We start from the raw sequence: 21622 nt of genomic DNA on the forward strand, positions 1-21622 counted from the left end.
GACTATTGATAATATTTAGATTTCATTTGTGAAATCAGTTGGTCTTTCTCTGTCCAAATTTGGTCGACCCATTGCTGGAAGCGTTCGCGGTAGATTGGATCATCTTCATAATTTCCACCAAGCACCCAATCTGGAATTTCTATTTTACGCAAATCTACAGCAATACGTGAGACATCACCTAACCAAAAATCACCATAATCTGGTGCACCATCAGGATAGACAATGGTCATATCAACCAAAGCATCAATCTTATCGCCTAAGATGTTTAAAGCCAATGCCAAGCCACCTGCTTTTGGCTTAAGTAAGTTTTGATAGGGTGATTGCTGTTTTGCTTGTTTTTCGGCAGTAAAGCGAGTGCCTTCAAGATAATTGAGTAGTGTAAAAGGCTGACTTAATAATTGTTCACAGGCTTTACGTGCTTCTAACATATCGCGATGTTTCAGTTCTGGGTTTTTAGCCACTTGTTCCTTTGAGTGACGTTTCATCATTGGGAAACCCAAAATCTTAAAGGCTTGCCCAACAAAAGGAATAAAGATGAGTTCCCACTTGGTAAAGAAGCGGGTGAGTGGCATACGTGTGAGACCAAAATATTGATTTACTGTGGTGTCCACCCAACTTTGATGATTACAAATCATCATATAACGACCTTGTAAATTCAGATCGAGCTTTTCATCAATACTAATTTCCCATTTAAGATTTGGTAAGACTTTTTCAATCAGTTGATTATTTATGCCAATCCAACTATTCGCCAACTGAATATTGGTTTCATCTACCTTTTTTGATTTTTTGAATAGCTTGGTGATACCTAATGTCAGGATAGGGGGCCCATGTAAAAAAGTACTTCCTGTGATCACAGAACCAACAGTAAGTCCTTTACTTACCCTTTCTAATAACGATGCTTTTTTATTTGTGGTAGACATAAATCAAACCTTGAGTGCTAATTTTCGATAAAACAATTCTTTTAACTATAAACAACAGATATTTAAATACAACTGTATATTTTTAAATGTTCACAATTTTCATATATTCCAGTACTTATAGATACAAAATCTGGGAAATTAAAATTTTTACCATAGAAGACTTAGATGATTACTTAATTTTTAATAATGTGATATATATCTCATAAGTGTGATTTTATGCAAAATAATAAACAGTGGAGAAAATGTGAGTATAAGATCAAGAAAAGTGCATCAAAATATTACAAAAATATAAATAAACTGTTTATTATTAACAAAATATCAATGGTCTGGCTTGATTTTATCATTCATTATTTGTTCAGACAACAAAATACATAGACAGGAGCTACGCAATGCGTGCATTAGTAATTTCAACATTAGTAGGGGCTGGATTGGTACTTTCTGGTTGCCAAACAATGAGTGGCCAAGGTAACGATATTGGTGGTGTTTCATACGACAAAGCTGCTTTAGGTGCTTTAATTGGTGCTGCTGCGGGTTATGGTGTATCTAAAGGTAATGCTAACTCATCATCTCAAAACAACCGTGCAATTGCAATTGGTGCGATTCTTGGTGGTGCAAGTGGTTTATATCTCGATAACAAAGAGAAAAAATTACGTGAGCAAATGGCAGGTACAGGTGTTGATGTAGGTCGTAATCCAGATGGTTCTGTTCAATTGATCATGCCGGGTAGCATTACATTTGATACCAATAAATCAAATATTAAACCTAACTTCTACGGCACTTTAAACAAAGTTGCACAAGTGTTGGCTGAAGATAACAAGAGTGCGATTCTTGTAACAGGTTATACAGATAATACAGGTAATGATTCAATCAACATTCCATTATCTCAAGCACGCGCTCAGTCAGTTAAAAATTATTTAGCTGGTCAAGGTGTTTCAGGTGGCCGTATTGATGCGCAAGGTTTAGGTTCTTCTAATCCAATCGCTTCAAATGCAACTGCTGCTGGTAAAGAACAAAACCGCCGTGTAGAAATTAGTATTTATGCAAAACAGTAATTATTACTGATTTAAAAGAACCACCTTCGGGTGGTTTTTTTATTGTGTCGAACAGCTTGCGACAAGCTATGGCGTGTTATTTGTATAAGGCATCATAATTTATACATATCCCAAGATTTACTATTGGGATTCTAAAACAGAGATGTCTATAATCATGCTCGAAAACGTGAGAGGTATTCCAAGATGTCATCTGCCAGTCAACTCAATGACAAGCAACTTGAAGCGATGAAATATGTTCAAGGGCCATTGTTGGTGCTTGCAGGTGCAGGTTCAGGTAAAACCTCCGTAATTACTCGAAAAGTTGCTTTCCTCGTACAGCAATGTGGTATTCCAGCACATCGTATTACTGCTATGACCTTTACCAATAAAGCTGCACGTGAGATGAAGGAGCGTGTCGGTAAATTATTGTCTCGTGAAGAAGCTAAAGGACTCTCAGTTTCGACTTTCCATACTTTTGGTCTGAATTTATTACGTTTAGAATTAAAAAACTTACCTCTTAAAGCCAACTTCTCGATTTTAGATGCAGACGACTGCAAACGAATTCTGATGGACTTAATGCAACGTGACAATTTATCAGGTGCAGAGAGTAAAGAACTCATCGCAAAAGCAATGAAAAAAATTTCAGATTGGAAAAATGATCTAGTCTTACCTGAGCAAGCCCATTCAACTTGTGAAACTGTTGATGATGTACAGTTGGCGCATTTGTATCAACTTTATGAACGTAACCTACGTGCCTATAATGCAGTCGATTTCGATGATTTGATTGTAATGCCTGCTCGCTTACTTCAAGAAAATGCTGAAGTCAGAGATAAATGGCAAAACCGTGTTCGCTATTTACTGGTAGATGAATATCAAGATACCAATACTGCACAATATACACTTGTAAAACTTCTCGTTGGTGTGATGGGGCAATTCACCGCAGTAGGTGATGATGATCAATCTATTTATGCATGGCGTGGTGCAAAGCCTGAGAATATGGCTTTATTAAAAGAAGATTTTCATAATTTAAAAGTCATCAAACTTGAGCAAAACTACCGTTCAACCAGCCGTATTCTAAAAGCAGCAAATGCTGTGATTGAAAACAATCCGCATATTTTCGATAAGAAATTGTGGAGTGACAAAGGGCATGGCGAAAATATTCGTGTGATCACGTGCCTAAATGATGATGATGAAGCTGAACGTGTTGTTAAAGATCTCATCACGCATAAATTGATGAATGGTAAAAATTGGAAAGACTATGCCATTTTATATCGTGGTAATTTCCAAGCACGTGTATTAGAAACGCAGCTACGTCAAATGCAAATCCCATATAAATTATCGGGTGGGCAATCGTTCTTTGCTCGTGCTGAGATTAAAGATGTGATGAGCTATTTACGCCTCATTATTAATCCTGAAGATGATAGTGCTTTCTTACGAATTATTAATACACCGAAGCGTGCAATTGGACCTGTCACTTTAGAGAAACTAGGACTATTTGCACAAGAAAATACCTTATCATTATTAACAGCTTCTTCTGATCAACGACTGTCGATGGTATTGCCTAAGAAAGCTGCGACTCAATTACATGAGTTTGCTGACTTTATCGCAACATTTACCCGTGAATTACTCGACGATGATGAGCCAATGCCAAAGGTTCGTCAGATGATTAACGAAGCAGGTTATATCAATTATATCCGTGAACAGGCAGCGACGCCTGCTCAGGAAAAAACCAAGCTTGACAGTATTGAAAGCCTTTATAGCAGCATTCAAAATTTATTGAATCGCACTGATGATGTCGATGAGAAGAATATTGAAAGTGTGATTCGTAAACTGGTATTGCTCGATATGTTAGAGCAGCAGCAAGAAGAAGAAGACACGGATAAAGTGAACTTATTGACGCTACATGCTGCAAAAGGATTGGAATTTCCTTATGTGTATATGATTGGCTTGGAAGAAGAGCTATTACCACATAAAAACTCGATTGCTTCAGAAACCATTGAAGAAGAACGCCGTTTAATGTATGTGGGTATTACCCGTGCTCGACAAGGGCTTACCTTGACACTTGCTGAGCAGCGCAAAAACGGTGGTCAAATGCGTCAAATGACACCAAGCCGTTTCTTAGACGAATTACCACAAGATGATCTAGAGTGGCATGGTCGTAAAAAGAAACTCGCACCGAATGTTGATCCGAAAGAGCAAGCTCAGCAATATCTCGCGAATTTAAAAGCATTATTGAAACGTTAAGAAATAGTCAGTAGGAAGTTGTAATGAAAGTCCAAGTTAAAGTATTAGATGCTCGTTTAGGTCAAGAATGGGCATTGCCTTCATATGCCACAACGGGTTCAGCAGGTTTAGATTTACGTGCCTGTTTAGATACTGCAATTGATATTGCGGCTGGTGAAACGGTCTTAGTCAAAACAGGTCTAGCAATCTATATCGAAGATCCAAACTTTGCTGGTTTAATTTTACCGCGTTCAGGTCTTGGTCATAAACATGGTATTGTATTAGGAAACTTAGTCGGTTTAATTGATTCTGACTATCAAGGCGAGTTGATGATTTCGGTTTGGAATCGTGGGCAGAATACCTTCCGTTTAGAGCCAGGTGAGCGTTTGGCTCAATACGTTTTAGTTCCTGTGGTACAAGCTGAATTTGAACAAGTGCAAGAATTTGTTGCGACTGAACGTGGTGCAGGTGGTTTTGGACATACAGGTCAACACTAATACTGCTTCCATTATCAATTTAAATGCAATGCTTTACTGAAAAGCGTTGCATTTGTCATATTGATTGTTCCCTAGATTTGTATTAAAAAGCAGCTGATGAATTACTTTAATTTTTCTGAACAAGGGTTAATTAATTTTTTAATAGTTCTGTTTTTTTGAGTCAGCTAGTGATTATAAAAATAGGGGTTTACTGTGGATATAAAACATACATTTCCTCTGAATGTTTTTCGCGCTTATGATATCCGTGGAAAACTGAGCAACTTAACGCCTCATGTGATTCATTCAATTGCCTATGCTTTAGCACAACAATATAAAAATGCAGGACAAGATCGTGTTGTAATTGGCTATGATGCACGTCTAACCAGTCCGACTTATGCCAATATTATTCAACAAATTTTTCAAACACAGGGTTTAACAGTTACCAACATTGGATGTTGCTCATCCCCCATGATGTATTACATTGCTCGTGATTTTGGGGGAAATGGAATTATGGTGACTGCAAGCCATAACCCTAAATCAGATAATGGTATTAAATGGATTTTAAATGGTGAACCCCCAACGCCAGACGTGATTCAACAGGTTGGACAACTTGCACAAATTTCTTTGCCAAATGTTCAGCAAATGATTGATTCTGATCATGTGCTACATCAAATTGTGCCTTTGTATTGTTTGCAGTATCAGCAATCCTTATTAGATGATATTCAATTATCACGCCCTTTAAAAATTGTATTGGATGGTTTGCATGGATCAGCAGGTCGCTGTGCAAAACTGGTTTTAGAAAAGTTAGGTTGTCAGGTCATTGCTTTACGTTGTGAAGCCAATGGGGATTTTCCTGATCATGCCCCAGATCCCTCGCATGCTGAGCATTTAACAGATTTACAAGCAGCCATTATTTTAGAAAAAGCTGATCTAGGCATTGCTTTAGATGGTGATGGTGATCGCTTGGTGTTACTCGATGAGCATGCACATATTATTAGCCCAGACCGCTTATTGTCTTTATTTGCACAAATCTGTTTACAACAGCATCCACGTAAAGAAATTGTATTTGATGTGAAATGTTCTCAAATGGTAGCTGATACCGTACAACGTTTGAATGGACAAGCTAAAATGATTCGTACAGGAAGTAGTTTCTTGCGAACATATTTATCTCAGTCCAAAGGCAGTGCAGTATTTGGTGGTGAATATGCAGGTCACTATGTATTTAATGATGGTCGCGGTTTTGGTTATGACGATGGTTTATATGCGGCGCTAAGAGTCATGGAATACCTGACTCAATCAGACAAAGCAAACCTTTCTGCTTTATTAGCAATTTACCCTGAACGTTATTGTACTGAAGATACCTATATCAGCACCCATGATATAAACCCTAAACAAGTTTTAAATGATATTGAAATTCTAAGTCATCGTTTAGGCGCTCGTTTAAGTAAAATAGATGGGGTAAGGCTTGATTTTGACGATGGTTTTGGCATTATTCGAGCATCTAATACAGGTGAGTATTTCACGGTTCGTTTTGATGCAGATAATCCAAATCGATTACGTGAAATTCGCCAAGAATTTGTTTCTATGATGCAAGGTCAATATCCGCAAATTGCACAAGAACTCGCACAGGCTTAATAAGGAGAGGCGCATGTCACACGAGCATATCGGCATTGATAAAGCAAAAATTTTGATTGAAGCTTTGCCGTATATTCAACGTTTTGCAGGTAAAACGTTGGTTGTAAAATATGGTGGCAATGCAATGACTGATCCAGAGCTAGAAAGCTCTTTTGCTCGCGATATCGTGTTATTAAAAACAGTAGGTTTAAATCCAATCGTCGTACATGGTGGTGGTCCACAAGTTGATTCACTGCTTAAACGTTTAGGGCAAGAGTCTGATCGTATTGATGGGATGCGCGTCACCGATCAAGCCACGATGGAAGTGGTTGAAATGGTTCTCGGTGGTAGTGTTAATAAATCGATTGTCAATCTGATTAACCAACACGGCGGTCGTGCGATTGGTTTGACAGGTAAAGATGGTAATTTACTTCGTGCCCGTAAACTGCTTATGGAAAAACAAGAAGCTGATGGTTCAATTTCTCAAATTGATTTGGGTATGGTCGGTGAAGTGACTGGTGTTAAAACCGATGTACTGGAAATGTTTACTCAAGGGGATTTTATTCCTGTGATCGCACCATTAGGTGTGGATGAAGAAGGGAATACTTATAATATCAATGCTGATCTCGTCGCTGGAAAAGTTGCAGAAGCATTAGGCGCTGAGAAATTGATTCTTTTGACTAATATCACAGGCGTATTAGACGAAAATAAAAACTTATTAACTGGATTGAGTACACAAGAAGTAGATCGTTTAATTGAAACGGGTGTGATCTATGGCGGTATGATTCCTAAAGTCGGTTGTGCATTAGACGCGGTCAAAGGTGGTGTCGTGAGTGCACATATTGTAGATGGTCGTGTACCTCATGCAACATTATTAGAGATATTTACTGACCATGGCGTTGGTACATTGATTACCAATCGTGCGAAGCATTAATTTTTGAAAAGTTTGCACAACCTCATAGAATGTGTAAGATCACATATCTTGTGTATAGGTATTTCTTTACTTTTCAAGGATGAATAGTAACAAAAATCTTTTGTTTGACTGACGGCACGTCCTTGATACCGCAGTCAAACGGGCGGCATCCATGCCGCCTCCGCGATAGTTAATAGATGTTGATATTGAATTTAAGTCATGATCTGTTCATCTTTTATTCATTGAAGTGTCATTGAAGCGATTTAAGGTAACTCTAGACATAAGGAGCTTTCATTATGCTAGAAAAATTAAATCATTATCGCCAGACATTAACTTCACCTTTACGTCAAAAGCCGTCACAAAACCAATTCCGTTTTGGGTGGGTGGATAATCTAAAAGAATTACAAGAAGTACAACGTTTTAGAGCAAATCAATTCTCTCATCAATTTGGTATCTCTTTTGAAGATGGGCTAGATCAAGATCTCTATGATTTTGGTTGTGAACATGCGGTGTTACGTGAAAAATGGACGGGTGAAATTGTTGCCTATACACGTCTTAAATTGTTTCAAGGTCATGAAATTGGGCAAAGTTATAGTGCTAAAGAGTTTGATGTCGTTCCAAACTTTTCACATTTGCCAAGTATCTTGGAAATAGGGCGGACGTGTGTACATCCGCAATTCCGTTCTGGAAAAGCATTATCAATGCTCTGGTTGAATTTGGTGCCAAAGGTACTATGGTCTATGCGTGCGAAGTATGTGATGGGATGCGTGAGTATTCATCTTGAAGATAACTTGGCGCGAGCTTATTACACCCATCGTCAAATTCAGCAATTGGCTGAGCATCAAATTATTGATATTCGCTCAAAACGTGCATTCGAACCTGAGAGACCAGAATATAGTTTCCCACAAGATGAACGGATGCCAAAATTATTTGATACATATCTAGGTATGCAATCTAAGCTCTCTAAACAAGCATTTTATGATGAAGATTTTAAATGTTTGGATTATTTTGTTTTCTTAGAAATTAACAAAATTGCCACTTCTTTTGTGATGAATAAAATGGTGCAGAGATAGTTATATCATTGTTAGGCTAATACTGAGCACATATTGAGATTTACAAGATGTCTGTACCTCATGCACAATAGGCACAGATGTTAGATAGTTAGAAGATATGTGCCAGCTATTAGGAATGAATTGCGCGACTCCGACGGATATTACCTTTTCCTTTCGTGGATTTTCTCAACGAGCAGGGGTCACGTCTGATCATTGTGATGGCTTTGGTATCGCATTTTTTGAAGACAAAGCATGTCGTTTGTTTGTTGATAATCAATCTGCGGTTGAATCACCAATTGCAGATTTAGTTCGTAATTATCCTATTAAATCTCGTAATGTGATTGCACATATCCGAAAAGCAACACAAGGCAAAATTACGCTAGAAAATTCACATCCATTTCTACGTGAGTTATGGGGGCGACATTGGATTTTTGCGCATAACGGTGATCTACACGATTTTAATCCTCAGCTTAGTGGTCGCTTTGAACCTGTCGGTAATACAGACAGCGAACGTGCTTTTTGTTATTTATTAGATCAAATGGTTGAAGCATTTGGATATACAGAACCGTGTATAGAGAAAGTTTTTTCTCTATTAGAACGGATTTCACCTGAAATTGCTGAGCATGGTACGTTTAATTTTTGCCTATCCAATGGGCAAGCATTATTTAGTTATGCGACAACTAAACTGCATTGGTTAGTAAGAGAATATCCATTTCAACCTGCGCATTTAATTGATTTAGACGTCAAAGTAGATTTTAGCGAGGTAACAACACCTGAAGATCGTGTTGCTGTTATCACGACGGAACCACTCACACATAATGAATCATGGACTGCATATCAGCCAGGCGAAATGATTTTATTTCAGCACGGGAAACCCATTAAATATGCACTCACACGTGTTAAACGTCTCATTCGAGAAGCAGAAAATCCAAACCTAAAACGCGTGACGAGAGCGGATCAATATTAATAAGTATAATAAAAATTAATAGATGCTATATCATTTATTTATAGTATCTATTCTTAACTATTTATATTTTAATGAAATTATAATTATTTTTCTCGAATTGGTTAAAAAATACTTGAGTGTTTTAATCGGTTAAAATATTTAATTAAATATAAAACAACAGGTTAATTTATTTTATTGAAAATATTTGAAATCTGACAAAAATACTGTGTTTTTATTTAATTGTTTAGCCGATATTATGTCCTTATTCAATAAATCACATTGGTTTTAGGAATCGATATGGGCATGAAATGGTCTACCGAATATAATACAGGAATAGAGGTAATCGATGATCAACATCGACGTATTCTGGATTATATTAATGAAATCGCTGATTTAAAATATTCCCATGATCGTGTCAAAATGAAGAGTGTATTAGACAATATTATTGATTATACACAGTCGCATTTTACCTTTGAAGAAAGCTTGCAAGAAGAAGCAAATTATAAATATCGTGTGCCACATAAACGTGTGCATGATTTATTTATCAAAAAGATAGAGACTTATCGTGAACGTTTTGAATTAGGGCATGAAATTGATAAAGAATTGCATGAAGCACTTTCAAAATGGTTAATCAATCATATTCGGCATGATGATGCTGATTATGTAGGTGCTGTTAGAGAAAATATGGTTGGCATTATTAAAGAAAATGAAAAGAAAAAAGGCAAGAATTGGTTTTCTCGGTTCTTTGCTTGACAATAAAATAATAACAATAAGACCTCTTATGGTAGAAAAATAATAAGGTGAAGATGAGTAAAAAATAAGAGGTCAGATTTACATAATAATAACTAGGCGCGGCAAGTCATCTTTATGGTGATTTGCCTTTTTCTTTGGGTATCTTTTGTTTTGATTTTCAGACGTGACAAAGGCAAAATAGATTGAATATTTCATTGTAAGCTCCATAAAGAAGCACAATGAGTTCAAAGCTTTTTAAGGAATGCAGTATGCAGGACACAACTCTGTCACGCTGGCTTACACCAGTGATGGCGTTTTGCTTATCTTTTGTCATGATTGGCACATTAGCACCAACTGTGGGTATTCAAATTGATCGTCAATTTGATTTTTGGTTATTGTGGCTAGGAACCATGCTTTTATTAGCATTACCGATTGGTTTTCTTGAAATTGCCTTAGCGAGACGTTCACAGATGACCGCGTTACAAGCACTTTCTACTTTAACGCGTGATGCTGATGCTTCCCCGAAATGGCGTTTAGTAGGTTGGTTCGCTGTTGTTTTTGTTCCTTTCTTTGCAGGCAGTATGATAAATACCTCTGCTCACATTGTGACTGAGCAGCTTGCATTAAATCTTCCTGTTCAAATCCTTTTCGCTGTTTTTGCCGTTATAGCGCTTGGTTTATCTTTTATACCGCGCCAATTTTTAATTGGACTTACAACAATTGGAGTCATTGCTGCTTTTATTGGTGCAAATGTGATGGGAACTCAGTTAACGACTTGGCACTGGACAGGTATTGAGTTTAAAGAGTGGGGCAATGCTACAGTGCTTGCTTTAGTCGCAAGTGGTCTAGGTCTAGGATTGTATTGGCAAAGTAGTTTAGCGACAGTGAAGAAACAACAAGCGGTCACAAGTTCAGTCTTTCCGATCTGGGTCGCGCAGCTTATTGCTGTCATTGCATTTGGTTTCTTCTCTACCCAAGCGCAACTTCCAGCATTAGCGTGGGTTTTTGCTGCGATAATGTCTGCTGCATTATTGATCCAATTTGCTAAAGAGCAGTTAGCACAACGCCAACTTGCAATCATTATTCAATGGGGCATTATTCTCGCGGCAATTGCAGTTTGGTCTGTGCCACAAGTTGACCAAGTTTTTAATACTCTATTGATGATTTGGGGACTAGTGATTTGTTTGATTTATGCAGTTTTTGCAGGCTGGATTATGAAGATTAGCCATCTTCGTAAAGCTATGGGTTTTAGTAATGAATTATTTTATAACGTATGGCGTATTGCGGTACGTTTAGTTTTACCGCTTTCAATTTTGATTGCGATTGTCGCAGTTATTGGGCAAGTTTTATAATGGAACAGAAACAAGTTTGGGTTGCATTTGCGACACCTGAACAGCAATTTGTGATTGCCGTTCCATTCAATGAAGGAATGACTGCACAACAAGCGATTGATGCAAGTGGTTTAGCAGAGCAGATAAAACTTCCAGAGATTTTAAATCTTGGGGTATTTGGTAGTAAGATTGAGGTAGATACTGTTTTGCAAGTGGGTGATCGCGTAGAGATTTATCGTCCATTGACGATTAATCCTAAAGATATTCGACGCAAGCGTGCCGCAAAGAACCCTGTTGGGCGTTTTATTAAGGGTAATCGTTTTAGACCATCAACTTCATAAATAAAACCCCTCATGAATGATTCGGTGAGGGGTTTCTTTTTTGGAAACTATTTATAGTTTATAGTGGTGGCGCAGTCAGAATCGCTTCTTTTGATGCTGGTAAACCAGGTTGTGATTCAGGAATCGTATCTAAACCTTCTAGACGTTCTACATTACCATTCGCATCGAAATAAACTTTTAAGTGTTGACCACGCACTGCTGGTATTTTTGCTTTTTTCGCATAAGTCCCTGGGGTGTAGTTGTAGATATAGTCCCAACGTTGTGGATTTAATGGATCTGTAACAGTTGGACTACCCAGTAAGAAACGGACTTGCTGAAAGCTCATGCCGACTTGTACTTGTGATGCTTGTGCTTTAGTTAATGGTGTTCCCTGTGGAATATCGACTTTATAAACACCAAAGACTGAACAACCGCTAAGTACTGAAGTGACGAATAACGCCAGCATGATTTTTTGCATTTTGCTACACTATCCTGATAAATGATGATGCATTTGGTTCAAGGATAGATCATACTGCATCTAAACTCTATTGCCTATTCCAACTTAAGATTTGTTGAGAGACCTTTTTAAATGCCTATTTCCAATCAAGACTTACGCAAAGCTGGACTTAAAGTTACCCTTCCTCGTATTAAGATTTTGGAATTGTTAGAAAATTCAAAACAACATCATTTAAGTGCTGAAGATATTTATAAAACTTTGCTTGAACAAGGTGAAGATGTTGGTTTAGCAACAGTTTACCGAGTGTTAACACAATTTGAAGCGGCTGGCATTATCCAACGTCATCATTTTGAAAATAATCATTCAGTTTTTGAAATCATGCAAGAAGATCATCATGATCACCTTGTTTGCTTAAATTGCAACAAAGTTGTTGAATTTACGAATGATATTATTGAGAAAGAGCAGCATGCTGTTGCAGATCAGCATAATTTTGCCTTAACAGGTCATTCATTAAACTTATACGGTTATTGTAGTGATTCTGAATGCCAAGATGCTTATCGTAAAAAATGAGTTTGATTTAGTTAAAGCTTAGTACTTTACTAAAATTAAACAAATAAAAAGGAAGGTTCTAAAAAACCTTCCTTTTTTAATGTCTTAATTCGAATTATTGACCATCAAAGGTAATATTTCGGCTCGCACTCAATAACTGATCTGTACCTTCTTCTGAAAGTTTAATTGTGAGACGTAAGTCATTAGGTGAGTCAGCATGTTTAAGTGCATCTTTATACGTAATTTCACCTGCTTTGTATAAATCAAATAATGCTTGGTCAAAAGTCTGCATCCCCAATTCTCGAGAACGCTTCATGAGATCTTTGATTTCGTGTACTTCACCTTTGCGTATGTAGTCTGCCAAAAGTGGTGTATTAATCAGAATCTCAATTGCTGCGCGACGTGAATTACCATCTGGCGTTGGAATCAACTGTTGAGCAACCATCGCTTTCAGATTGAGTGATAAATCCATATGCAATTGAGGATGACGATCTGCTTCAAAGAAGTGAATAATACGATCAAGTGCTTGGTTCGCGTTGTTTGCGTGTAGTGTTGCGAGCACTAAGTGACCAGTTTCAGCAAAAGCAATTGCATAGTCCATGGTTTCACGAGAACGAATCTCACCAATTAAGATCACATCAGGTGCTTGGCGAAGCGTATTTTTTAATGCGACTTCAAATGAATCTGTATCAATCCCAACTTCACGTTGAGTGACAATACAACCCGCATGTTGATGTACAAATTCAATCGGGTCTTCAATGGTAATGATATGACCCTTTGAGTTTTGGTTACGGTAACCAATCATCGAAGCTAATGAGGTTGATTTACCTGTACCAGTTGCGCCTACAAAAATAATAATGCCACGTTTGGTCATGGCAAGTTCTTTCAGCACGCTAGGGAGCTTGAGTTCATCCATGGTTGGAATGACAGTCTCAATACGACGTAAAACCATCCCAGGCATATCACGCTGTTGAAAAGCACTCACACGGAAACGTGCCGTTTTTTCACGATTGACAATCGCAAAGTTGCATTCACGTGTTTCAGCAAATTCTTTACGCTGCTTATCTGACATAATTGAATGAAGTAACTGACCAACGACTTCACCTGAGAGTTTAGATTTTGAAACAGGCACAATTTGACCGTTGATCTTCATTGAGGGTTCAACATCTGCAGTGACAAATAAATCAGATGCACTTTGTTGAATCATTAAATTGAGTAAATCATTAAAGTCCATGATATTTCTCTAATCCGTTTATTATTATAGGAATGACTCAGGTTGTTTTGCTGCAGTACGTGCAACTTGAGGGCTAATAACGCCTTTTGAAACTAAGGTCTTAAGACTTTGGTCAAGTGTAGTCATACCGTAGTTTGCACCCGTTTGGATGGCAGAATACATCTGAGCTACTTTATTTTCACGTACAAGGTTACGAATGGCTGGAATTCCAATCATGATTTCATGCGCTGCAACACGACCACCACCATTTTTCTTCAATAATGTTTGAGAAATAACGGCTTGTAGTGATTCAGAAAGCATGGCACGAACCATATCTTTTTCTTCGGCAGGGAATACGTCGATGACACGGTCAATGGTTTTAGCTGCAGAGGTGGTATGTAGGGTACCAAAAACCAAGTGACCTGTTTCAGCCGCAGTTAACGCAAGTCGAATGGTTTCTAAGTCACGCATCTCACCGACAAGTATGATGTCTGGGTCTTCACGAAGCGCAGAACGAAGTGCGGCATTAAAACCATGAGTATCACGATGCACTTCACGTTGGTTAATCAAACATTTTTTAGATTGGTGTACAAATTCAATCGGGTCTTCAACTGTTAAAATATGGTCATAACGGTTTTCATTAATATAATCAATCATCGCAGCGAGCGTCGTTGATTTACCAGAACCCGTAGGTCCTGTAACCAAAACGATACCACGTGGATAATCACAAATTTCTTTAAAAATTGAACCTAAACCAAGGTCTTCCATGGTTAAAACTTTAGATGGAATGGTACGGAATACTGCGCCAGCGCCACGGTTTTGGTTGAATGCGTTCACACGGAAACGTGCAATATTAGGCACTTCAAATGAAAAATCAGTTTCGAGATCTTCTTCATAATCACGACGTTGTTTATCATTCATGATGTCATACACTAAGCGGTGTACATCTTTATGTTCTAGTGCTGGTAAATTAATACGACGAACTTCACCATCGACACGAATCATTGGTGGCATACCTGATGAAAGATGTAAGTCTGAAGCACCGTTTTTAACTGCAAATGCTAATAATTCTGTAATATCCATGATTTCCCCGAAACAATCAAAATGCCTCATTCTTTTATAGAATAATATACGGCTTTCACTCTGTGTTACCAACATATTATAGAATGTGAGAGAAAAAAAGATTTTGTAAGTGAGAACTGTGTCAATGAATAAATCTGAGCAATTCCGTCAATCTGTTTTAAATCAAATAGAGCAAGCCTGCCAGCTGGTAAAACGTGATCCTTCTACTGTGCAATTGTTGGCTGTTTCAAAGACTCATCCGAGCCAAACCTTACGAGAAATGTATGCTGTTGGTCAGCGTTGTTTTGGTGAAAATTATTTGCAAGAAGCCTTGAATAAAATTGATGAGTTACAAGACTTAGATATTGAATGGCATTTTATTGGTCATGTACAACGCAATAAAACCAAGCATTTAGCAGAAACATTTGATTGGGTGCATGGAGTTGATCGTTTGATTATTGCAGAACGTTTATCCAACCAACGTTTAGAAAATCAAAAACCATTAAATATCTGTATTCAGGTAAATATTGATGGGCAAAATTCTAAAGATGGTTGCCAACCAAATGAGGTTTTAGAATTGGTTCATCAAATCAGTCAGCTTCCAAATATCCGTTTACGTGGATTGATGGTGATTCCTGCACCTGAAAATTATTCTGCATTTATCGATGCCAAAGCCTTATTTGATGAAGTTAAGTCTCAGCATGCACAGCCGCAAGACTGGGATACATTGAGTATGGGCATGTCTGCCGATCTTGAAGCTGCGATTGCAGCAGGTTCAACTATGGTCAGAGTAGGAACAGCATTGTTTGGTGCACGGGATTATTCAAATATTTCATAATGAGTTAATTACTTCTTTAGTTCAGAGAATAGAGAAGTAATTACAATTATATAAGATTTATACACTGTTGAAAAAAATGGCTTAATTTAGAATAATTCGTTGATCACTTATATGATGCTCATATTAAGCGATTAAAAATTATTTGCTCATAATGATAAGAACTCAATTTAGGGTTAATTTAAAATGAAAAAAATCTATTTCTTAATCTCATTTATTTTATGTTTATTTTTAGCTGCTTGCAGTAAAAAAGAAAGTGAAATCGTTACTGAGCAGAATGCTCAAGTTGCGGCAGATGAAAAACTGGGTACAAAATGGGGAGATGAAGTCACTTCACATGTGACTGAGGTGAATTTGACGCGTTTATCTGAACAGCCGATTGCTGAATCACAAGTCCGTTATGCTAATAAGCAATACCAAGGCAAAATGGTGAATAGTATTTCTTTGGCAGCAGGGAAAATTAGTTTTTCTGTTGTTAATGATAATAATCAAGAGCTTCCCTTATATAGAGATGGTCAAAATTATTATCTTTCAGGTAAAAATGGCCAGAGCTATCAATTAAAATATGAAAATCATACCGACAACACTTATGAAGTGGTTGCAAGTGTAGATGGTATGGATGTACTAAATGGAAGTACTGCTTCACGCAATAATTCTGGTTATGTATTACATCCGCACAGCGCAATTCAGATAGAAGGTTTCCGTAAGAGCGACTCCGCAGTGGCATCTTTTACTTTTAGTCAGCCTGAAGATGCTTATGCTGCAAATTCGGATCATGGTTCAATTCAAAATACAGGCATTATTGGAACAGCAATTTATCAACTTGAATCTCCTGATTCAAAAGATGACATAAAAGATTCATCTCAATATGCACCGCCACCTAAAGCTTTTCCTGCGGATAAAAATAATTAAATAAATCAACCATATTGATGAATGTTTTGGTTGATTGAATCTATCCCACCACCTCAATCCGACTTGAACCTGATCCAATCGGTTGCACCTGAATCTGCACAGGAATACGCTCATGCATTTCTTGAATATGGGAAATTAAAATGACTTTACGCCCTTGGCTTTGCAGTTGGTCTAAGGCATTCATCACCATATGCAACGAAGAGGCATCCAGACTCCCAAAACCCTCATCAATAAACAGGGATTCGATTTTCATAGAACCAGAGGCCATATTGGCAATCGCCAAAGAAATCGCAAGGGCAGTCAGGAAAGACTCACCGCCAGACAGGGAGGCCACTGAACGAGTTTCTCCATCCATATCGTGGTCGATAATCGCCAAACTAAGTGAGTTATCCAAACGTTTTAAAGTATAACGCTGGGACAACATGCTGAGTTGTTGGTTGGCATATTCAAGCAGAATATCCAGATTATATTGCTGGGCTAAATCACGGAAATTCTTACCTTTGGAATCGCCAATTAAACTGGAAATCTTATTCCAACGGTGTTCCTGCTGCTGAATCTGTTGGATTTGATCTGCAAATTGTTTTTGTTTCGCTAAGTTTTGCTGATGCAATTCGATTTGAACTTTATATTGATCTCGTTGTTCAGCCAAAGTTTGCATATTTTCAATAAGTGTAGTGAGCTTAGAAATTAATATTTCAAATGCAATTTCAGGTTGATGTTCAAGGTGTTGTTTGAGTTGTTCTTGAACGGTTCTCATCCCTGCTTGTAGATCCGCATAAGTACGTTCAACTTTTAAAATATCTTGTTTTAATTGTTGTTCTTGCTCGTGAGAAATCGTACTTAGTTGTTCTAATATTGCATATGTAAAATCAGTATTTTGGTTTAACCATTGCTGAACATGGGTGGTCGCTTGCTCAGCTTGTTTTTGCAGTTGAGAGTTATGAGCAAGACATTCTTTTAGTACATTATTTGTAATTTCAAAATCTTGTCGGATTTGATCAAAAATTTGACGTGCATTTTTAAATTGCTTTTGTAGATGTTGTTGGTTTTGATCAAAATCGTCTAACCATTCATGTGGCTTTTCAACGGTATTTTGCGTGATTTCAAAAATAACTTGGATTGCAATATCGCTATTTTTTTTGCCTTCAATGGTTAAATTTTCAATATGCTTTGCAGCTGAATGAATTTTTTCCTGACCAAATTTAATTTGCTGTACACATTGTTGATGTTGTTGAGTGGTTTGATCGAGTTGTTTGTTCAGATCATTTCGCTGTTTTAATGTGAGCTGACGTTGTTGCAAGCAGTTTGAAACGTGTTCTGCGGCATTTAATGTAGATTGCATCCACATTTGTTTTTCTGTGTCATTCAACAAACTTACGATATGCTGAATATTTGATTCGGCTTGTTGAACATTCGATAAATGCTGCGTGGTTTGTTGAATCGATTGTACAAGCTCATGACGTCGCTTTTGAGCATTTCCATGTGAAGTTAAACAGTCTTCAAGCTGTTTTTGAGTTTGTTGAGTATGCTCTTTTTGAGCCTGAATGATTTGAGTTAACACATCATGATTTTTTGAAAAATCAAAGGTGATATGAAGCGTTATAAGTTGCTGTTCAAGCTCAGATTGAAGCTGTAGTCGTTGAGCTGTGAGAGTAGCCAGTTGTTTTGAATTGGCATCCATTGATGCTGTTTGCTGAGTGAATGTTGTTTGTAACTTTTGCCAAGTTTCAAACGCCACTTTTTCAAACTCAAGTGCTTGATGCTCTTGTTGTTCTTGTAGTTTCAATAACTCATCAGAAAAAGCTTCCTTTTCAGCATATGGGTGATGTTTGCTGCCACAAACTAAACAAGGTTCACCATCGACCAAATCCGCTCTCAGTTTTTCAATATTTTTAGTATTCAGTAAACGTTGCTGTTGCAAGATTTTTTGCAGTTGTTCACGTGCATTTTTTTGTTCTTGGTAATTCGTTTCGGCAGTTTTGAATTCAGTTTGAGTCTGTATAATTTGCTGATTTAGCGTATTTTCCCAGCTCGTTAATTTGCAATTTTCAGCATCAATCTGTTGAAAATTGTGCCATTGATGTTGAATCACATTGAATTGATTTAACTTTTGTACAAGCTGATCACGCTCGATGCCTAATGTTGTAATTTTTTGATTAAGTGCATCATCTTGACCGAATTGTATTGTTATTTCTTCAAGTTGTTTCTGTTTTGCCAAAAGTTGCTGATTGGCATGTTGCACATCACCATAATTTTTTTCAAATAGAGCGTAACTTTGAATAAAGCGTTGAATTTGAGAGATGTGTGCTGAAAGGGAATCATCCAAAGAACCAAAATGATTGGATGTTTCTAACTGCGCCGTATGTTGAGAAATACTGAGTTGTAATTGTTTAAGCTGATTTTGAACTAATTGTTCCTGATCAAGATGGGGAATCTGTTGATTCTCTAACTCTTTAATATCACTTTGAGCTTTACGAAGTTGCTCACCCAAAAGACGACGGTCAGCAATACGATCGCGTACCAATTTAATTTTGTCTTGATGCTGAGTCTCAAATTGTTGTAGTTGATTGTGCTCAGTATCTATTTTTTCAAAGGCAAATTTTTCAGTATTGTATTTCTGTTCAACTGTATTGAAATCTTGCTGTGCTTTGAGCAATTGAGGTTGTAATTTGCCAAGATCAGCATTGAAATTCTTATGTTGAATGAAATATGGATGAATAGAAGCAAAGCGTTCAAGTTGGTGTAATTGTGCTTTTTGCGGGGCGAGTGCCTCAATATGTTGTTGTTGAAGGTGCAATTTTTGCTGACGATCTTGAATATCAGCTTCTAGTTTTTGTTTTTGCTCGAACCACTGTTGTTGTTGATTGAGCTGAACTTTGTCAGCTTCCAACTGTTGAACCTGTTGTTGTATCTGTTGGAACTGACTTTGTAATTCGGCAATTTCTTCATCAGAACGGATTTCAATATGACCGAGCACATTTTCCAGTTGCTTGCGTTGATCAGCTATTTCTTTGGTCTTCGCATAAGCCAGTTGTCCAATTTTGGCAAAAATACTGGAATTGGTCAGATATTCGAGTAATTCACCTCGCTCATTATCACGTGCCTTTAAAAAAGCGGTGACTTCAGACTGCGCCAACAGTACCGCACGGGTGAATTGCTCAAAACTCAGTTGAGTAATCTGTTGAATATGCGCTTCAACTGCTTTGGTTTTATCTGCAATCACCACGCCATCGGTCAGGCATTTGAGTGAGCGTTGTACACTTTGCAATTTGCCACTGGCATTTTCACGGGCACGTTTAATTTCCCAACGTGCGAGGTAATGTTTCTGATCTTGTGCCACAAAACACAGTTCGGCAAAACCATGCCCAGTTCCACGACGTAGAACCGTTAAAGGGGAGTTTGTGAGTAGTTCAGAACCATCGACATCTAACAGCTTGCCGTCACTTTCTTTAAGGCGGGGAATTTTATTAAATAACGCCAGACACATGGCATCTAAAATTGTAGATTTACCTGCACCCGTTTTTCCGACAATGGCAATCAGTCCTGCATTTGCTAAAAGCTCAGTTTCAAAATCAATAAAATGTTCACCTGCAAGCGATGCCAAATTTTTAAGTCGAATTGATAAAATTTTCACGGCAAATCCTTAAGCAGTTTGGTCATCTTCAAGTTTTTTCTGTGCTTCAGCAACGAGACTTAAAAAGTCTTTGGTCACTTCATCATCAGCGTGATAGCCCTTTTTCTCCCAAATTTGCTGAAATAGTTTTTCGGGTGTCGGAGGTTCTAAGCTAATACTCTGCTTGCTCTCTGCATTGCTTTCATTGGATAGATATTGTCTGGAAATGCGAACCAGTCGATAGCGATCTTTGGGCAATGCATCTTCAAATTGTTGTCGTAAATTGGGCTGTGGTGGCGTCGTGGTGTGATATTCGATATCGACATATTCACGTTGTTCAAGATTTTCGATCGGTTCATTTGGTAGATTGCGAAGGCGTTGCATGACTACGGTGAGTTCATCTTTAATTTTATGCAGTTGAATACTTCGGGGTATTGGCAAAGCTTCAAAGCTAAACGCGTCTTCATTTTTTTTAGGATCAATGGTGACTTCAACCACTTGATGTTTATAGTTGATTTCACTAAATGAAAGTGGAATGGGTGAGCCGCTATAACGAATATGGGGATGTTGTACTTTTTGTGGTTTATGCAGATGTCCAAGCGCTACATAATCAATACTGTCATCAAACAGCGTAGTCGAAAGCGCTTCTTCATTGCCAATAATAATGGGGCGTTCAGAATCCGAAGTTTCTCCACCTTGCATGTGGGCATGTGACATCAGGATTAGGGCTTGATCATCGGTTTTACGACGTTTGGCTTCCTCTATTAATTGTTGGTGTAGGTAGGCAATCGCATTTTGGCTATTGGTGGTGTGTTCATTAAAACCTGTGATTTCAGCTGAACGCAGGAATGGCAGGGCAATACACCATGCCACAATCTGTTTTTGTTGATCATAAATCGGCAAAATGAGACGTTCTAAATTAAGCGTTTTATCTTTGTTCCAACGAATCACACCGACTGTTTTGGCATTATATTTTTCTAATAAAGGTTCAACTTGTTCAATGCGATAACCTGAGTCATGATTGCCAGCAATCATTAAGGTTTGCATCTGTGGGGCAAGCTCATGGGCATCGGCAAGAAATTGATAGAGTTGTTTTTGTGCCTGTGAGCTCGGGTTGATTACATCAAAAACATCACCTGCGATGAATAATGCATGCGGCTGTTTGGCTTTGATCTGCTCAAGTAACCAAGCCAAGAATTGTTCATGTTCGTAGTGGCGGGAATGATTATAAAAAAACTGCCCCAAATGCCAGTCAGACGTATGAAAAAAACGCACGGTCATAAATGAATCTAATGATGAAATGAATGAGAATAAGGTAGCACGGATTCAATCAAAAAGCAGAGCTTCGCTAAGTAGAAAATACCTACAAGATATGCCTTGATCATTCTTAAACGATCAACTAGTTTGGTATCAAAGACATCAT

19 protein-coding genes are annotated in these 21622 nt (G+C 37.8%); 13 read left to right on the top strand and 6 right to left on the bottom strand.

What is annotated here, in order from left to right; translation table 11 throughout:
* Nucleotides 1-2: 2 nt before the first annotated feature.
* A complete protein-coding gene (locus O1450_RS03990; RefSeq protein ID WP_269229774.1) occupies nt 3-920 on the bottom strand; it encodes an acyltransferase in 918 nt (305 codons plus the stop codon).
* Nucleotides 921-1309: 389 nt separating this feature from the next.
* Between O1450_RS03990 and O1450_RS03995 the strand changes: the two genes are divergently transcribed.
* The 10 genes from O1450_RS03995 to O1450_RS04040 all read left to right on the top strand — a co-directional run bounded on the left by O1450_RS03995 (nt 1310) and on the right by O1450_RS04040 (nt 11579).
* On the top strand, nt 1310-1972 hold the full coding sequence (locus O1450_RS03995) for an OmpA family protein (protein WP_269229775.1): 663 nt from the start codon (nt 1310-1312) through the stop codon (nt 1970-1972).
* A 183-nt stretch (nt 1973-2155) separates the two neighbouring features.
* The gene (rep, locus tag O1450_RS04000; protein ID WP_269229776.1) at nt 2156-4195 is read left to right on the top strand and encodes a DNA helicase Rep; all 2040 of its coding nucleotides are present in this window, start codon (nt 2156-2158) and stop codon (nt 4193-4195) included.
* 23 nt (nt 4196-4218) lie between these two features.
* Nucleotides 4219-4671, top strand: coding sequence for a dUTP diphosphatase (gene dut / locus O1450_RS04005; RefSeq protein WP_005158245.1), 453 nt, complete (start codon nt 4219-4221; stop codon nt 4669-4671).
* Nucleotides 4672-4863: 192 nt separating this feature from the next.
* Complete coding sequence (locus O1450_RS04010) at nt 4864-6285, top strand: phosphomannomutase/phosphoglucomutase (RefSeq protein ID WP_269229777.1); 1422 nt, start codon at nt 4864-4866, stop codon at nt 6283-6285.
* Between the two features lie 13 nt (nt 6286-6298).
* Nucleotides 6299-7198 carry an acetylglutamate kinase gene (gene argB, locus O1450_RS04015; protein WP_269229778.1) on the top strand — a complete coding sequence of 300 codons (900 nt, stop codon included), beginning with the start codon at nt 6299-6301 and terminating at the stop codon, nt 7196-7198.
* A 275-nt stretch (nt 7199-7473) separates the two neighbouring features.
* Nucleotides 7474-8250: a GNAT family N-acetyltransferase gene (locus O1450_RS04020; protein ID WP_269229779.1), complete on the top strand. Its 777-nt coding sequence runs from the start codon at nt 7474-7476 to the stop codon at nt 8248-8250.
* A 97-nt stretch (nt 8251-8347) separates the two neighbouring features.
* A complete protein-coding gene (locus O1450_RS04025; RefSeq protein ID WP_269229780.1) occupies nt 8348-9196 on the top strand; it encodes a class II glutamine amidotransferase in 849 nt (282 codons plus the stop codon).
* Between the two features lie 276 nt (nt 9197-9472).
* On the top strand, nt 9473-9928 hold the full coding sequence (locus O1450_RS04030; protein WP_269229781.1) for a bacteriohemerythrin: 456 nt from the start codon (nt 9473-9475) through the stop codon (nt 9926-9928).
* Nucleotides 9929-10176: 248 nt separating this feature from the next.
* Nucleotides 10177-11259 carry a hypothetical protein gene (locus O1450_RS04035; RefSeq protein WP_269229782.1) on the top strand — a complete coding sequence of 361 codons (1083 nt, stop codon included), beginning with the start codon at nt 10177-10179 and terminating at the stop codon, nt 11257-11259.
* Nucleotides 11259-11579, top strand: coding sequence for an RnfH family protein (locus tag O1450_RS04040; RefSeq protein ID WP_269229783.1), 321 nt, complete (start codon nt 11259-11261; stop codon nt 11577-11579). The genes O1450_RS04035 and O1450_RS04040 overlap by 1 nt, the downstream gene beginning before the upstream one ends.
* A 58-nt stretch (nt 11580-11637) precedes the next feature.
* On the opposite strand, the gene O1450_RS04045 is transcribed toward O1450_RS04040, so the two are convergent.
* Nucleotides 11638-12036, bottom strand: a complete 399-nt coding sequence (locus O1450_RS04045) for an outer membrane protein assembly factor BamE (protein ID WP_269229784.1) — start codon at nt 12034-12036, stop codon at nt 11638-11640.
* 111 nt (nt 12037-12147) lie between these two features.
* Between O1450_RS04045 and fur the strand changes: the two genes are divergently transcribed.
* The gene (gene fur / locus O1450_RS04050) at nt 12148-12585 is read left to right on the top strand and encodes a ferric iron uptake transcriptional regulator (RefSeq protein ID WP_004663428.1); all 438 of its coding nucleotides are present in this window, start codon (nt 12148-12150) and stop codon (nt 12583-12585) included.
* 94 nt (nt 12586-12679) lie between these two features.
* Here the strand turns inward: fur and O1450_RS04055 are convergent, their stop codons facing one another.
* Both O1450_RS04055 and O1450_RS04060 read right to left on the bottom strand, forming a co-directional pair.
* A complete protein-coding gene (locus O1450_RS04055; RefSeq protein ID WP_004663427.1) occupies nt 12680-13798 on the bottom strand; it encodes a PilT/PilU family type 4a pilus ATPase in 1119 nt (372 codons plus the stop codon).
* Between the two features lie 24 nt (nt 13799-13822).
* Nucleotides 13823-14860, bottom strand: a complete 1038-nt coding sequence (locus tag O1450_RS04060; RefSeq protein ID WP_269229785.1) for a type IV pilus twitching motility protein PilT — start codon at nt 14858-14860, stop codon at nt 13823-13825.
* Between the two features lie 124 nt (nt 14861-14984).
* Between O1450_RS04060 and O1450_RS04065 the strand changes: the two genes are divergently transcribed.
* Together O1450_RS04065 and O1450_RS04070 are read left to right on the top strand one after the other, a co-directional pair.
* The gene (locus O1450_RS04065; protein WP_269229786.1) at nt 14985-15677 is read left to right on the top strand and encodes a YggS family pyridoxal phosphate-dependent enzyme; all 693 of its coding nucleotides are present in this window, start codon (nt 14985-14987) and stop codon (nt 15675-15677) included.
* Between the two features lie 183 nt (nt 15678-15860).
* Nucleotides 15861-16586, top strand: coding sequence for a hypothetical protein (locus O1450_RS04070; RefSeq protein ID WP_269229787.1), 726 nt, complete (start codon nt 15861-15863; stop codon nt 16584-16586).
* A gap of 40 nt (nt 16587-16626) precedes the next feature.
* Here O1450_RS04070 and O1450_RS04075 read toward each other — a convergent pair whose 3' ends face one another.
* On the bottom strand, nt 16627-20220 hold the full coding sequence (locus O1450_RS04075) for an AAA family ATPase (protein ID WP_269229788.1): 3594 nt from the start codon (nt 20218-20220) through the stop codon (nt 16627-16629).
* Between the two features lie 9 nt (nt 20221-20229).
* Nucleotides 20230-21480 carry an exonuclease SbcCD subunit D gene (locus O1450_RS04080; RefSeq protein WP_269229789.1) on the bottom strand — a complete coding sequence of 417 codons (1251 nt, stop codon included), beginning with the start codon at nt 21478-21480 and terminating at the stop codon, nt 20230-20232.
* Nucleotides 21481-21622 lie beyond the last annotated feature (142 nt).

Source organism: Acinetobacter sp. TR11, from assembly GCF_027105035.1.
Classification (GTDB): Bacteria; Pseudomonadota; Gammaproteobacteria; order Pseudomonadales; family Moraxellaceae; genus Acinetobacter.